This is a genomic window from Oryzomonas sagensis, assembly GCF_008802355.1.
Classification (GTDB): Bacteria; Desulfobacterota; Desulfuromonadia; order Geobacterales; family Pseudopelobacteraceae; genus Oryzomonas; species Oryzomonas sagensis.
This window is the reverse complement of record NZ_VZRA01000001.1, coordinates 379,063-392,441: the sequence shown is the minus strand read 5'-3', so window position 1 is coordinate 392,441 and position 13,379 is coordinate 379,063. Positions and strand designations below refer to the sequence as shown.

The 13,379-nt window shown below is 64.1% G+C and carries 10 protein-coding genes and 1 pseudogene; 4 read left to right on the top strand and 7 right to left on the bottom strand.

The genetic code is table 11. The features are described 5' to 3' along the window. Nucleotides 1-168 precede the first annotated feature (168 nt). The 3 genes from F6V30_RS01790 to F6V30_RS01780 are packed head-to-tail and all read left to right on the top strand — an operon-like array spanning nucleotide 169 to nucleotide 3,797. Nucleotides 169-1,539 carry a sigma-54-dependent transcriptional regulator gene (locus tag F6V30_RS01790; RefSeq protein WP_151154806.1) on the top strand — a complete coding sequence of 457 codons (1,371 nt, stop codon included), beginning with the start codon at nucleotides 169-171 and terminating at the stop codon, nucleotides 1,537-1,539. Nucleotides 1,540-1,573: 34 nt separating this feature from the next. Further along, the gene (locus F6V30_RS01785) at nucleotides 1,574-3,583 is read left to right on the top strand and encodes a cache domain-containing protein (protein WP_151154805.1); all 2,010 of its coding nucleotides are present in this window, start codon (nucleotides 1,574-1,576) and stop codon (nucleotides 3,581-3,583) included. A 25-nt stretch (nucleotides 3,584-3,608) separates the two neighbouring features. Continuing rightward, nucleotides 3,609-3,797 carry a hypothetical protein gene (locus tag F6V30_RS01780; RefSeq protein WP_151154804.1) on the top strand — a complete coding sequence of 63 codons (189 nt, stop codon included), beginning with the start codon at nucleotides 3,609-3,611 and terminating at the stop codon, nucleotides 3,795-3,797. Between the two features lie 22 nt (nucleotides 3,798-3,819). Here the strand turns inward: F6V30_RS01780 and F6V30_RS01775 are convergent, their stop codons facing one another. The 7 genes and pseudogenes from F6V30_RS01775 to F6V30_RS01750 all read right to left on the bottom strand — a co-directional run bounded on the left by F6V30_RS01775 (nucleotide 3,820) and on the right by F6V30_RS01750 (nucleotide 11,926). Next, nucleotides 3,820-4,947, bottom strand: coding sequence for an ABC transporter permease (locus tag F6V30_RS01775; protein ID WP_151154803.1), 1,128 nt, complete (start codon nucleotides 4,945-4,947; stop codon nucleotides 3,820-3,822). 231 nt (nucleotides 4,948-5,178) lie between these two features. Then, nucleotides 5,179-6,312 (bottom strand): ABC transporter permease, encoded by a 1,134-nt coding sequence (locus tag F6V30_RS01770; protein ID WP_151156382.1) that lies wholly within the window; start codon nucleotides 6,310-6,312, stop codon nucleotides 5,179-5,181. Between the two features lie 14 nt (nucleotides 6,313-6,326). After that, the gene (locus F6V30_RS17245; protein WP_218043309.1) at nucleotides 6,327-7,364 is read right to left on the bottom strand and encodes an ABC transporter ATP-binding protein; all 1,038 of its coding nucleotides are present in this window, start codon (nucleotides 7,362-7,364) and stop codon (nucleotides 6,327-6,329) included. 423 nt (nucleotides 7,365-7,787) lie between these two features. After that, nucleotides 7,788-8,258: pseudogene (locus tag F6V30_RS17485) on the bottom strand (ABC transporter ATP-binding protein); the annotation flags it as partial. Between the two features lie 261 nt (nucleotides 8,259-8,519). After that, nucleotides 8,520-9,539 (bottom strand): beta-barrel domain-containing protein, encoded by a 1,020-nt coding sequence (locus tag F6V30_RS01760; protein WP_151154801.1) that lies wholly within the window; start codon nucleotides 9,537-9,539, stop codon nucleotides 8,520-8,522. Nucleotides 9,540-9,629: 90 nt separating this feature from the next. Then, complete coding sequence (locus F6V30_RS01755) at nucleotides 9,630-11,414, bottom strand: MXAN_6640 family putative metalloprotease (RefSeq protein ID WP_246163130.1); 1,785 nt, start codon at nucleotides 11,412-11,414, stop codon at nucleotides 9,630-9,632. After that, nucleotides 11,414-11,926 carry a hypothetical protein gene (locus F6V30_RS01750; RefSeq protein ID WP_151154800.1) on the bottom strand — a complete coding sequence of 171 codons (513 nt, stop codon included), beginning with the start codon at nucleotides 11,924-11,926 and terminating at the stop codon, nucleotides 11,414-11,416. The genes F6V30_RS01755 and F6V30_RS01750 overlap by 1 nt, the downstream gene beginning before the upstream one ends. 222 nt (nucleotides 11,927-12,148) lie before the next feature. Here F6V30_RS01750 and metK point away from each other — a divergent pair, with 222 nt between their 5' ends. Continuing rightward, nucleotides 12,149-13,315: a methionine adenosyltransferase gene (gene metK, locus F6V30_RS01745; RefSeq protein ID WP_151154799.1), complete on the top strand. Its 1,167-nt coding sequence runs from the start codon at nucleotides 12,149-12,151 to the stop codon at nucleotides 13,313-13,315. Nucleotides 13,316-13,379: the final 64 nt, after the last annotated feature.

Genomic DNA, 13,379 nt, shown 5'->3' with positions numbered 1-13,379 from the left:
TGATGTATCTTTTTGTCCCAGGCAGTCCTCTCCGCTTCCCTCTGTTCCCACAGGGGGAAAAACAGCCACTCCATAGTTCAACAGAGAGATTGCGAGCTCGTCCGCTCGCCGGTCTCGCAGGGGGCAAAGGGGGAGCGACGCCACCCGCGTGAATAAGGAGCATGTCCTATGCCAACTGTGTTTGTATGTGATGATGAAGCGGATATTCTCCGCTATCTTGATAAGCTCCTGAGTGCGAACGGCTATCAGGTCGAGACCTTTTTGCGCGGCAACGAGCTTCTGAAGCGGGTAAAGGCGTCGGATGCCGCGGAGTGCGATGTGATCCTCCAGGATGTGCGCATGCCCGACATGGACGGCCTCCAGGTTCTCAAACATCTCCGTAGCGAACGCCCGGACGTGCCGGTGGTCATCATGACGGCCCACGGCACGATCGACGATGCGGTCCAGGCCATCAAGCTGGGGGCCTACGACTATATCACCAAACCGTTTCCCAAAGAGAAGCTGCTGACGGTGCTGGACCGACTGCTCGACCATCACCGGCTGGCCAACGAAAATCTCATGTTGCGCAAGGAGTTGCAGCGGGGGACGGGCCGTTCCGAAACAATGGTTTTCAGGAGCGCCTGTTTTCGCGAGGTGTACGACCTGACCCTTCAGGTCGCCTCCAGCGATGCCAATATCCTGATCCTGGGGGAATCGGGCACCGGCAAGGAGCTGATCGCCAGCACCATCCACGCCAACAGTCCGCGTGCCGGCAAGCCGTATATCTCCCTCAACTGCGCCGCCCTCTCGGATACCCTGCTGGAAAGCCAGCTCTTCGGGCATGTGCGCGGTGCCTTTACCGGCGCCGTGATCAATCAGAAGGGGCTGGTGGAGGAGGCGGACGGCGGGACGCTTTTTTTGGACGAGATCGGCGATGTCAGCCCGACGGTGCAGGCCAAGTTGCTGCGGGTCATCCAGGAAAAGGACTTCATCGCCGTCGGCTCGACCCGGCCCCGCAAGGTGGACGTACGTTTTGTCGCCGCCACCAACAAGGACCTGGTCAATGAGGTTCGGGACGGCCGTTTCCGCGAGGATCTCTATTACCGCCTGAACGTCATAACCGTGAATCTCCCCTCCCTGCGCGAGCGGCGCGAGGACATCGAACCGCTGGCGCGCCACTTCCTGGATATCTATACCGCCAAGATGAAGAAAGAGGTGCACGATTTCGAGGATGAAGCCCTGGCGATGCTGATGGACTACGATTGGCCCGGCAATGTGCGCGAGTTGGAGAACGTCATGGAGCGCGCCGTGATCCTGGCCCGTTCCAACATCATCACCGCCGCCCTGCTCCCCATCGGGAGGCGCCGCGAGACCGCGGCCGCCCCCCATGGGGCGGCCCCCCTGGTGGCGCTGGATGAGGTGGAGCGGCAACATATCAAGGCGGTGTTGAAGCGCACCGGCTTCCACAAGAGCCGCACGGCCGAGATCCTCGGCATCTCGCGCAAGACGCTGGACCGCAAGATCGTCGAATTCGGCCTCAGTGCCGGCCGGGCCGAGTAATGCCTGGCCGTGGCCCGCATGGACGTGAGGCGGCATGAAATTCCTGCGGACCTCCATACGCTTCAAGCTGACGGTTGGCACCATGGTGCCGCTGGTGGCGGCCATTGCCGTCTGTTGGGTCATCGGTTCCTCGATCATCATCACGCGCTTCATCAGCGAGGCGCAACAGACGGTGGAGAGCAATCTCAGCTCGGCTAACGAGATCTTTCTGGGGGAGATGGCGCGTCTGAGCGACATCATCCGCTTGGCCGGCCTCTCCCCGGAATTGTCGGCCGCCCTGCGCGACAACAGAAACCTGTCGGCCGTTATCCCCCTTCAGTCCATACTCAGGAACGATCGCCTCAGTTTCCTGACCCTGGTGGACCGTTACGGCTTTGTCCGCTACCGGGCCGCCAACCCCGGCAGTACGGGCGATGCGCTGCGATCGGAGAAAATCCTCGCCGATGCCGCCAAGGGGATCGTCTGCAGCGGCATCTTCCTGTTGCGGCCCGAGCAGGTCGTCCGTGAAAATCCCCAGTTGCCTTCGCTGATGAATATCCCCCTCAAACCTACCCCCCATGCCCGGATCTACACGAAACAGGTCGAAAACCGCGGGTTGTTCCTGATTGCCGCTGCCCCGGTCATCGCGGCCGACGGCACCGTTGCCGGCGTGATCTACGGCGGCATGTTGCTGAATGGCGAAAACAGGCTCGTTGACCGCATCACGCGGGTCATTTTCCAACCGCGGGAAAGTGCCGGCCAGCCGGTGGGCAGCGCGACGATATTCCTGGATGATGTGCGCATCGCCACCAGCGTGATGGACGGGCGGGGCGAGCGGGCCATCGGCAGCATGATGTCAGCCGAGGTGTATAGCGCCGTCAGCCGGGGGGAAAAATGGAACGGCAAGGCATTCGTCGTGGACAGATGGAACTTTACCGCCTACGAACCGCTCAGGGATTACCGGGGAAGCGTGGTCGGCGCGCTCTATGTGGGAATGTCGGAGCAGCCCTATGCTGAGTTGCGCTCCCAGATCAACACCATCTTCTCCGGGGTCCTGGCCTTCGTCACTCTGTTCGGTGTCCCGCTTTCGGCCTGGCTCGGCTCCAACATGGCCCGGCCGATCAAGGCGCTGGAAGAGGGGGCCCGGAGGATCGCCGCCGGTGAACAGCAGTCCGACATCACCGTGGACAGCCATGACGAGATCGCCTCGCTGGCCGGCGAGTTCAACATCATGAAGCGTCGCCTGAAGGAACGGGAGCGGGAGATTCTGTCCCTCAACCATACCCTGGAAGAAAAGGTGACGGAACGCACCACCCAGCTCGAGGAAAAGAACGAGCAACTGCTGCTTGCCCAAAAGGAGTTGGCCCAGGCCGAACGGTTGGCGGCCATCGGTCTTCTGGCCTCCGGCGTGGCCCACGAGATCAATAATCCCCTGGCCATCATCCGGGGCAATGTGGAGCTTTTGGAGATGAACAGCGCTGCCGGCGATCACGGCCCCGAGGAGCTGGATACCATCATGCGCCAGGTGGCACGGATCGAGCGGATCGTCAAAAATCTTCGGGCCTTCTCGCGCGGCAGCGCCAAGCAGCTCAGCCGGTTTTCCCTCGCGGAGGTGCTGGAGGATATCCTGGACCAGGTGGGACATCAGGTGTTGCTCGATCCCTATACCGTCACCCGGCATTATCGCGGCAAGAAGATCATGATCGAGGCGGACGAAGACCAGTTGCGGCAGGTCTTCACCAACCTGATCGTCAACGGCCTGCAGGCCATGGAGGGAGGCGGGACGCTCTTCGTGGACATCGGAGCCGACCCGGAGGCCGGGTTGTGCCGGGTAGCGGTCGCGGATACCGGACCGGGCCTCAGCGAAGAGCAGGTGGAGAAACTGTTCACCCCCTTCTATACCACCAAGCCCCATGGGACCGGCCTGGGGCTGGCGGTATCCTACGGCATCGTCAGGGACCACGGGGGCGAGATCGAGGTGTTGAGCGAGCCGGGCCAGGGCACGATCTTCAGCGTCATCCTGCCGCTCCGGCAGGCCCCTGAAGAGCAGGGGACGCAGGGATGACATATTGTGTAAAGGAGCTATCGCCATGCATGACCTGTTGCCCGATGGAGAAGAGTTGCGGCGCGCAATCAAATGGATATCCGGCAACCTTCAGGAAAACCCCGGCCAGCCGTTAGCGCCGCTTCTCCAGGAAGCGGTCTTCAAGTTCGACCTCTCCCCCAGGGATGGGGAGTTTCTGATCAGGTTCTACCGCAAGGAAAAAGCGGAAGAATAACGGGCGGTCACCCGCCCGCCCCTTACCCCACCGTCTTTCTGAAACGCCCCACCGCCACCATGAGCACCACGACGCCGATGGCCGTAAGGGCCGCCAGCTCCCGCCAGAGCACCACGATCCCCACACCCTTGAGAAAGATGGAACGCAGGATGATCATGTAATAACGCAGGGGATTGATCAGGGTGATGTACTGCACCGCAACCGGCATGTTGTCGATGGGGAAGGAGAAGCCGGAGAGCAGCATGCAGGGAAAGATGACGAAGAAGGCGGTCATCATGGCCTGCTGCTGGGTGCTGCTGACGGTGGAGATCAACAGCCCCGCCCCCAGGGAACTCATGAGGAATAGGCCGGTGCTGAAGGCCAGAAGCCCCAGGCTCCCCCGGATGGGGATGTCGAACCAGCGCACCGCCACGAAGGCCACGATGATCACATTGGCGTAGCCCATCAGGATGAAGGGGACCGTCTTGCCGAGGATGAATTCCCCTTTGGTGATGGGGGTGACCACCACCTGTTCGATGGTGCCGATCTCCTTCTCCCGCACCACGGCCATGCTGGAGAGGAGCATGGTCACCACCATCACCAGCATGGCGATGACGGCCGGCACGAAATAGACCCGGCTTTCCAGGTTGGGGTTGAACCAGGCCCGGGAGCGGAGCGTCACCCCCTCCGGCCGGGCGGCAACCCCGCTCCGGGCCAGGCGAAGGGCCAGCTCTTCGGCGTTGTAGGCGCCGATGATCGAGGAGGCGTAGCCCAGCACGATTCCGGCCGAGTTGGCGTCGCTGCCGTCCAGGATCAGGGCCAGGGGTGCCGCCCCCTCCTTTTTCAGCCGCCCTTCGAAACCGTGGTCGAATACCAGTACCGCCCGCACCTGGCCCCGATCCAGCAGATAGCGGATACGGCGCTCGTCCGTGACCCGCTCGGTGATGTCGAAGTACCCGGAGCGTTGGAAACGCTCCACGATCGCCCGGCTCTCGCGGCTGTTGTCCCGATCCAGCACCGCGGTGCGGCTGTTGCGCACGTCGGTGTTGACCGCATAGCCGAAGACCACCACCTGGAACACCGGAAAGACGAAGATCACGAACCGGGTGCGCGGGTCCCGCAGCACCTGGATGAACTCCTTTATGAGCATGGCCTTCAGCCGTTCGAACATGCGATCCGCCTGGGAGGTTGTTGAAAAACAGTCAGATCGCCTTCGTCCTCAAAAGCCGCCTTGTGCAGCGTAGCGCCCCTCATCCTATCCTTCTCCCCAAGGGAGAAGGGATACAGTTACCCTCTCCCTCCGGGAGAGGGTGGCCAAAGGCCGGGTGAGGGCCTCCTCGGGGCATTCTGCGGGTGCGGCGATCTGACTATTTTTGAACAACCTGGGTTTTTCAGCCGCCTGCTAATCGATCTTTTTTCGGAACTTCTTCACCGCCAGCGCCAGCACCGCCGCGCCGAAGAGGGCCAGCACCAGCACCTGGGGGGCCAACTCCCCCATACCCGCATCCTTGAGATAGATGCCGCGCAGGATGTGGACGAAATGGCGCGCCGTGACCACGTTGGTGGCGATCTGGATCACCTGGGGCATGTTGTCGATGGGGAACATGAACCCGGAGAGCAGGAAGGCCGGCAGCATGGTGGTCACCAGGGCGAACTGGCTGGCCAGGAGTTGGCTTTTGACCAGGATGCTGATCAGGATACCCAGGGCCAGCGCCCCCACCAGGAAGACCAGGGACAGGGCGAACAGGAGCGCCAGGTTCCCCCTGAACGGCACGCCGAAGGCAAAGTACCCCACCAGCACGCACAGGACCAGGTCGATGATCCCGATCATGAAGTAGGGGAGCAGCTTGCCGGCAACGATCTCCCCGCCGGTGAGCGGCGTGGCGATGAGTTGCTCCATGGTGCCGGTCTCCCATTCCCGCGCCACGGTCAGGGAGGTGAGCAGGGCCGCGATGACCATCATGATCACCGCGATCAGGCCGGGAAAGATGTAGTAGCGCGACACCAGGTCGGTGTTGAACCAGACCCGGGGGCGCAGGTCCACCGGCGGCGGTGTCGGGGAGCGGCCGGCCCGGTGGAGGCGTTGCACCATGATCTCGGTGGAGAAGGTGCGCGCCGCCGCTTCGGCATAGGCCAGCACCAGGGTGGCGGTGTTGGCGTCGCTGCCGTCCAGGATGGCCTGCACATCGGCCCGGGCGCGTCCCTCCAGGGTGCGGCTGAAGCCCTCCGGCACCACCAGGGCGATGATGGCGCGGCGGCTGTCGATGGCCCGCTCGATCTCGCCGTAGGACGAGGCGCGTTCCACCAGCTGGAAGTAGCGGGAAGAGGCGAAGTGGGCGACGAAATCCCGGCTGGCCACCGTATCGCTCCGGTCCCAGACCGCCAGCTGGACCTTTTCGATGTCCAGGTTGAGGGCGTAGCCGAACAGGAACAGCATCAGCATGGGGATGGCCAGCCCCATGATCAGGCTGCGGGGGTCGCGCAGCAGGTGCAGGGTCTCCTTGCGGGCCACGGCCCGGGTGCGGCGCAGTTTTATGGCGATACGGCCCGTCATGGCCCCCCCCTCTGCAGCCGGCTTGCTCCTTCGTCCCGGTCCCGCGCCTCGATCAGGGAAACAAACACATCCTCCAGGGAGGGGAGCACCCGGCGCAGGCGCACCTGCCCGGCCAGGGGAGAGGCGGCCAGGGCCGTTTCGGTGGCGGCGCCGTCCTCGGTCACCACATGGGCGCCCCGGCCGAACAGGGCGGCATGACGCACGCCGGGGAGCCGTTCCAGTTCCTCCAACAGGTCCTGGGGGCGTTCGCAGGCCGCTTCCAGAACCTCTTCGGCCATGTGCCCCCGTTTCAATTCCGACGGGCTCCCCAGGGCCACCAGTTCCCCCCGGTAGATCATGCCCAGGCGGTCGCAGTATTCGGCCTCGTCCATGTAATGAGTTGTGACGAATACGGTCACACCATTTGCCGCCAGGCGGTTGATCAGGTCCCAGAAGGAACGGCGGCTGATGGGGTCCACCCCCGAGGTCGGCTCGTCCAGGAAGATCACCGGCGGCTCGTGCAGCATGGCGCACCCCAGGGCCAGGCGCTGCTTCCAGCCGCCGGACAGTTCGCCCGCCTTGGAGCGGCGGCGCTCCTCCAGCCCGGCCATGGCGATCACCCACTCCGCGCGCCGGGCCAGTTTTTTGGGGGGGATGCGGTAGATGCCGCCGTAGAAGGCGATGTTCTCCTCCACGGTCAGGTCTTCGTACAGGGAGAATTTCTGGCTCATGTAGCCGATGCGCGTCTTGATCTGTTCCGGCTGGCGCATGACGTCGCAGCCGGCCACCCGGCCTTCGCCGGCGGAGGGCTCCAGGATGCCGCACAGCATGCGGATGGTGGTGGATTTGCCGGCGCCGTTGGGGCCGAGGAAGCCGAAGATCTCCCCCTGGGCCACCTCCAGGTCGATGGCGTCGACGGCAGTGAAGTCGCCGAAGCGGCGGGTCAGGCCCCGCACCGACACGGCAGGTTCCCCGGCCACCTTTACCGGGGAAGGGTCGGATGGGGCGAGGGCGGCAGGTTCCGGCTCCTGCTGCCCGTCCGCCTCGCCGATCATGGCGACGAAGCAATCCTCCAGGGATGGCTCGACCCGCTCCAGGGCCTGCAATTCCATGCCGGCTTGGCGAAAGAGTTCCCGCACCTCCCGGTCGGTCCGCTCCGGCGCATCGCTGGTCAGGTGGAGCCGGTCGCCGAACAGGGCGACGGCGAGACCGGGGCGTTCCTGTCGCAGCATCTGGGCCGCGGCACGCGCATCGGGGGTGACCAGTTCCAGGACGCTCCCGCCGGCCAGCCGCCGCAGGGCGACCGGTTTGTCGCAGGCCAGAAGCCGTCCCTTGTGGATCAGGCCGACCCGGTGGCAGCGATCCGCCTCGTCCAGGTAGGCGGTGGCCACGAAGATGGTCACCCCGTCCTGCAGCAGGCCGTAGAGGATGCGCCAGAAGTCGCGGCGCGAGACCGGATCGACCCCGTTGGTCGGCTCGTCCAGGAACAGCACCTTGGGGGTGTGGATCAGGGCGCAGGCCAGCCCCAGTTTCTGCTTCATGCCGCCGGAAAGGTTGGCGGCCTTGCGGTCCCGGAACGGGGCCAGGTTGCTGAAGGCGAGCAGGTGCTCGGTCCGCTCCAGCCGCTCGCGGCGCGCTACGCCGAAGATGTCGGCATAGAAGCGGATGTTCTCGGCCACGGTCAGGTCCGGATAGAGGCCGAAGCGCTGGCTCATGTAGCCGATATCGTTCCGCACCGGTTCCAGGTCGCGGCAGGGGCACCCCAGCACCCGGGCATCGCCGGAAGTGGGGTCCATCACGCCGGTCAGCATGCGGATGGTGGTGGTCTTGCCCGCGCCGTCCGAGCCCACAAGCCCGAACAGTTCGCCGGGGGGCACGGAAAGGGTCAGGCCGTCCACGGCGGTCAGGCCGCCGAAGCGGCGGGTGAGGTTTGTGGCGACTATGGCCATGCCGGTCCGCCTTCTTTAACAGGTTGTTGAAAAATAGCCATCAGGCCTTCGTCCTCGAAAGCCCTTTTGTGACTGAGGCCTTTGGCCTCACCCTTCGGGCGCCTTCGCGGTCCAATTCCACGAGTGAAATTGTGCGGCGTAGCGCTGCTACGCCTCCGCGGGGCTTGTCTAGCGGGTGCGACGATCTGACTATTTTTGAACAACCTGAGTTTTTCAACAACCTGTCAATAGGGGAAAGGTGTGCGGCAAACAGGCCCGGCGTCAACGGTTGGCCCCCTGGGGCGAGCCCTTTCGGGCCCCCGTCTCGATCACCGCATCGGCCGGCATGCCCGGCTTCAGCTCCATCCTGGGGTTGGCCATGGTGATCTTGATGCGGTAGACCAGTTTGACCCGCTCCTTTTCGGTCTGGACGTTCTTGGGGGTGAACTCCGCCGCGGGGGAGATGAAGGAGACCGTCCCCTCGAAGACCCGTCCCGGCCAGGTGTCCACCGTGACCCGCGCCCGCTGTCCCACCGTGACCCGCCCCATCTCGGTTTCCGGGATATAGGCCCGCAGCCAGACGTCGTCCATCTTGCCGATGGTGACGACCGGGGCGCCCGCGGCCAGCATCTCCCCCTGCTCGGCATGTTTGGCCAGCACCAGCCCCGTCAGGGGGGCGGTGAGCGTGCTCTGGGAGAGGCGTGTTTCGGTCAGGGCCAATCCGGCCTCGGCCGCTTCAACATGCGACTTTGCCTGTCGTACTGCATCCGGACGGGGGCCGATCCGCAGGAGTTTCAGGTGCTGCTCGGCCTCGCGCACCGCGGCGGCCGAAGCGTCGCGCCCGGCTCGGGCGGCATCCAGGTCTTTCTGGGGGATCACCTCGCGCTTGAAGAGCGCCTCCGAGCGGAGGGCATCCTTCCTCAAGCGTTCGGCATCGGCCCGCATCCGCGCCAGGGCCGCCTCGGCCTGGGCGATCTCCTCCCGGCGGCTGCCGGCCTGCAGGTCGGCCAGGGCCGCCTGGGCGGCCCGTTTTTCGGCCGCCCGGGCGTTTTTGTCCTCTTTCAGCTCGTCATCCTCCAGGCGCGCCACCAACTGACCCGCCGTGACCATCTCCCCCTCGTCCACCAGGCGTTGGGCCAGGCGGCCGCCGACCTTGAACGACAGCTCGACCGAGGTGACCTCCATGGTGCCGGAAACCTTGAGCGTGCCTGACTCCTCCGGTCTGTGGCGCATGACGAAAAATACCGTCATTGCCAGCACAACGACAATGACGGCGGCGATAATCATCTTCTTCCAGTGCATCAAAGGCCTCCCCCAGTTGCTCTGTTCAATGGGTGTACCCGGTTTCAAGTGTACCACGGGAACGGGCGAAGGCACGCGCCCCCGCCGGTGTCAAACGGTCTGGACCACGGTCCTGCGCCGCCGGCGGAGCGGGATATACAGGCCTGCCGCCATCATCAGCGCAGCGGCCATGGCTGCGGGGTGGGCAACGGCCATGACGACCGGGGTCAGGACAAGCCGCGCCGCCCAGCGCAGGGTCTCATGGCGGGCGATGACGTCCGCCAGCGGCGGGCTGAGGCGGTAGTAGAGCTCCACAAAGGCCCGGCCGGGGACGTTGGTCAACAGATAACGGTCGCGGAACTCGCGCAGCACCCGGACCTGGGGATGAAGGTAGCTGCCGTAGGCGGCGGTGGCGATGAAACAGCCGCCACCACCGCCGCCACCGCCGGAGGGTGTGCGCGTGACTTGGCTCCCGTCGCTGCTGAACCCGGCAAAGAGGTTGTCGCTGCCGGTGGTGTTTGCCAGGAGGAGCACAACCTCGGTGGTCGCGCCGAAACCGGGTATCGTGATCTGGTTGCCGCCGCCGGCGGTGAACGAGTTGACGCTGTTCCCTGTCTTGCTGAACGCGACCGCAGAAATGCCGGTATCGGCGGTGAGGGTAATGGTCAGTGTGGCGGGCGAGGTTGCCGACGGCACCATGCGGAAAAAAGCAAACGAGTAATGGGGCAGGGTTACGGATGGGGCGGGGGTGGAGGTACCCGCAACCGGATAGGATGTAAAGGTCCCCGTCATGGCCGCCGCTGGGATCAGCGGTATCTCCGACAGGTGGGTACTCCAGGCGCCGGTGTACAGTTTGCCGGCATACCCGAGGAAGTCCGTGCTCAGGCTTGAGCCGCTGTCCTGCAACAAGGCGTCGATTATGGGTGTCATGGGGATATCGCCCTGTCCGGCTGGCGCCGTTGTCGCCAACCGTTCCCAGAAGCTGCGCACGATGCTCTGCCCGCCGTGGGCCTCGGCAAGATGGCGGTTGAACAGCCAACGGCCGTATCCGCCTCCCGTGGTGATGCTGGGGGCGATATCGATGCTCAGGTTTGTGTTCAGCAGCGCCGCATCGAGATAGGCGTAGAGCTGGTTGACGGTGTCGTACACCTCGTCCTCGTACCAGGTGGAGGTCGCCTCGGCGTACCAGATATCGAAGAAAAAGTTGTAGCCGTACTGGATGGCGTGGTGATACTCATGGGCTGCGGTGATCTGGAGGCTTTGCAGGGGCGTGTAGACCTGGGGGTGGAAGATCGGACTGGTGAAATCCTTGTCGATCTCGATGTAGCTCCCGTAGGCGTTGGCAAAGCCGGCGGAGGGCGACGCAGAGGTCGATGTCGTCTGGCCGTATATCTTCAACGCAGCCAGGCTGCGCAGGTAGATGTGGTATGGGGTGCCCGGCGGCGGGTGGTAGCCGTCGGTGGTCATGTAGGTCGCGTAGACGCTCTCGAAGGTGTCGGCCACGGCCTGCACCCAGGATGGGACGGTATACCCGGCTGCCGGCGTCGGGACATCGCTGCCCGATGTGGCGTAGTGAATCAGGAAGTGCCCGCCGCCGGAGAGGAGGGTCGCTTCGCCCGTCAGCGCCGGTGCGGCCAGTTGTTTGGCCAGTGTCTTGCGGGTTGCCGGTTCCAGCAGGCTCCAGTCCCGGCTGAGCTCGTGTTTGAGCGGCGTTCCGCATTGGATGGCCCCGACCGTCTCCGCTGTCGTGGACAGAATCGCCTTCTCCAGGGCGCTGCCGCCCTGCTCATTGAAGGCGGCCAGGTAATAGTCGTCGAGCGGCCCGGCAGCCCCCGGCAGGGAGAGGCCAAGCACGCACGCAAACGCCACCGCAAACCGTGTGAATGCCATTCCCATCAATCCACCATCCTTTTGCCCACGCGCAATGCTATGAGCGACGTTTGATCGCTATCTATCCGCACGTCCCTGGCCAGGGGGCCCTCTCCGACCACATACCGCCCCGCTGGGAGCACGGCGCTGAAATACCCCTGATCGTCGGTCTGTACCGTCGTCACGACGTTGGCGCCCGATGAGATCGGCAGGCGCATGGCAGGGGCGGCCAGGTATCCGGCCCCGCCGGTCAGTGTGCCGCCCGCACTCTGGAGGTAGCAGATGCCGGCCACGGCCCCCGTGCCTGCCGGCAGGGCGACCGCCTCGATCCTCGCACCGGGGAGCGCGGCCACCGGCCGAACCCCGTCCCGCACCGCCACGGCGCGCTTCCCGTCTGCCGCCAGGCCGGCGACAAAGCGGCTTCCGTCGAAATGGTAATAATGCCAGGCACCACTCGGCCGTTTCGCGGCGGCTACGGCCGCACCACCCAGGAACAGGCAGACGACCACGGCGAGTATGAGGTTGAAAACGGCGGGCATAGAGCTGCTCCGAAAGAGGCGAATTCCCAAAATGTGCGCTATTGTGCAGTAAGTTGCGGGTGCGAGTCAAACGGAATGAAGCCGGACTATCTTTGCTTGACAAAACAGATACATATTTATAAATTAACAGGTTCATTCGGCGAGTATTTCAGTATGGGTTCCGATCCGTCGGTTCCAGGGCTTGAGAGAGCAATAATTGCCATCAGAGAGGAGTTCCGTTTCATGTCCGAAAAATTCATATTCACCTCAGAGTCGGTATCCGAAGGTCATCCCGATAAGGTCGCCGATCAGGTCTCCGATGCCATCCTCGATGCCATCCTTGCCCAGGACAAGACGGCCCGCGTGGCCTGCGAAACCCTGGTGACCACCGGCATGGCGGTTATCGCCGGAGAGATTACCACCAACGCCGTGATCAACTACTCCGAGATCGTGCGCAACACCATCAAGGAGATCGGCTACACCGACTCCGAAATGGGCTTCGACGCCGACACCTGCGCGGTGCTGGTTTCCGTCGACCGGCAGTCGCCCGACATCGCCCAGGGGGTCAACGAGGGCGCCGGCCTGCACAAGGAACAGGGCGCCGGCGACCAGGGGCTCATGTTCGGTTACGCCTGCAACGAGACCCCGGAACTGATGCCGATGCCGATCCAGCTGGCCCACGAACTGGTGGCAAAGCTGGCCTTAGTGCGCAAATCCGGCCAGTTGAACTTCCTCCGCCCCGACTCCAAATCCCAGGTTTCGGTCGAATACGTGGACGGCAAGCCGAACCGCATCGACACGGTGGTCATCTCCACCCAGCATACCCCCGACGTGACCCACAAGGAGATCGAGGAGCGGGTGATCGCCGAGGTGGTCAAGAAGGTCATCCCGGCCGAACTGCTGGATGCCGATACCCGCTACTTCATCAACCCCACCGGCCGGTTCGTGGTGGGCGGCCCCATGGGCGACTGCGGTCTGACCGGCCGCAAGATCATCGTCGATACCTACGGCGGCATGGGGCGTCACGGCGGCGGCGCCTTCTCCGGCAAGGACCCCTCCAAGGTGGACCGCTCGGCGGCCTACATGGGACGCTACGTGGCCAAGAACCTGGTGGCCGCCGGCCTGTGCGAACGGTGCGAGGTGCAGGTGGCCTATGCCATCGGCGTGGCCCAGCCGGTCTCCATCATGGTGCATACCTTCGGCACCGGCAAGGTGAGCGAAGACCGTTTGGCGGAACTGGTGCGCGAGGTATTCGACATGCGCCCCCGCGCCATCATCGAACAGCTCGACCTGCTCCGCCCGATTTACAAGAAGACCGCCGCCTATGGGCACTTCGGTCGTGAACTGCCCGAATTCAGCTGGGAGAAGACCGACAAGGCAGCGATTCTCAAGACCAAGGCGGGTATCTAAGGGCCCGAGCCGCACAGCTGCATACATCCTGACGAGTGGATGGACAAGGCCGGGGCGGTTGCGA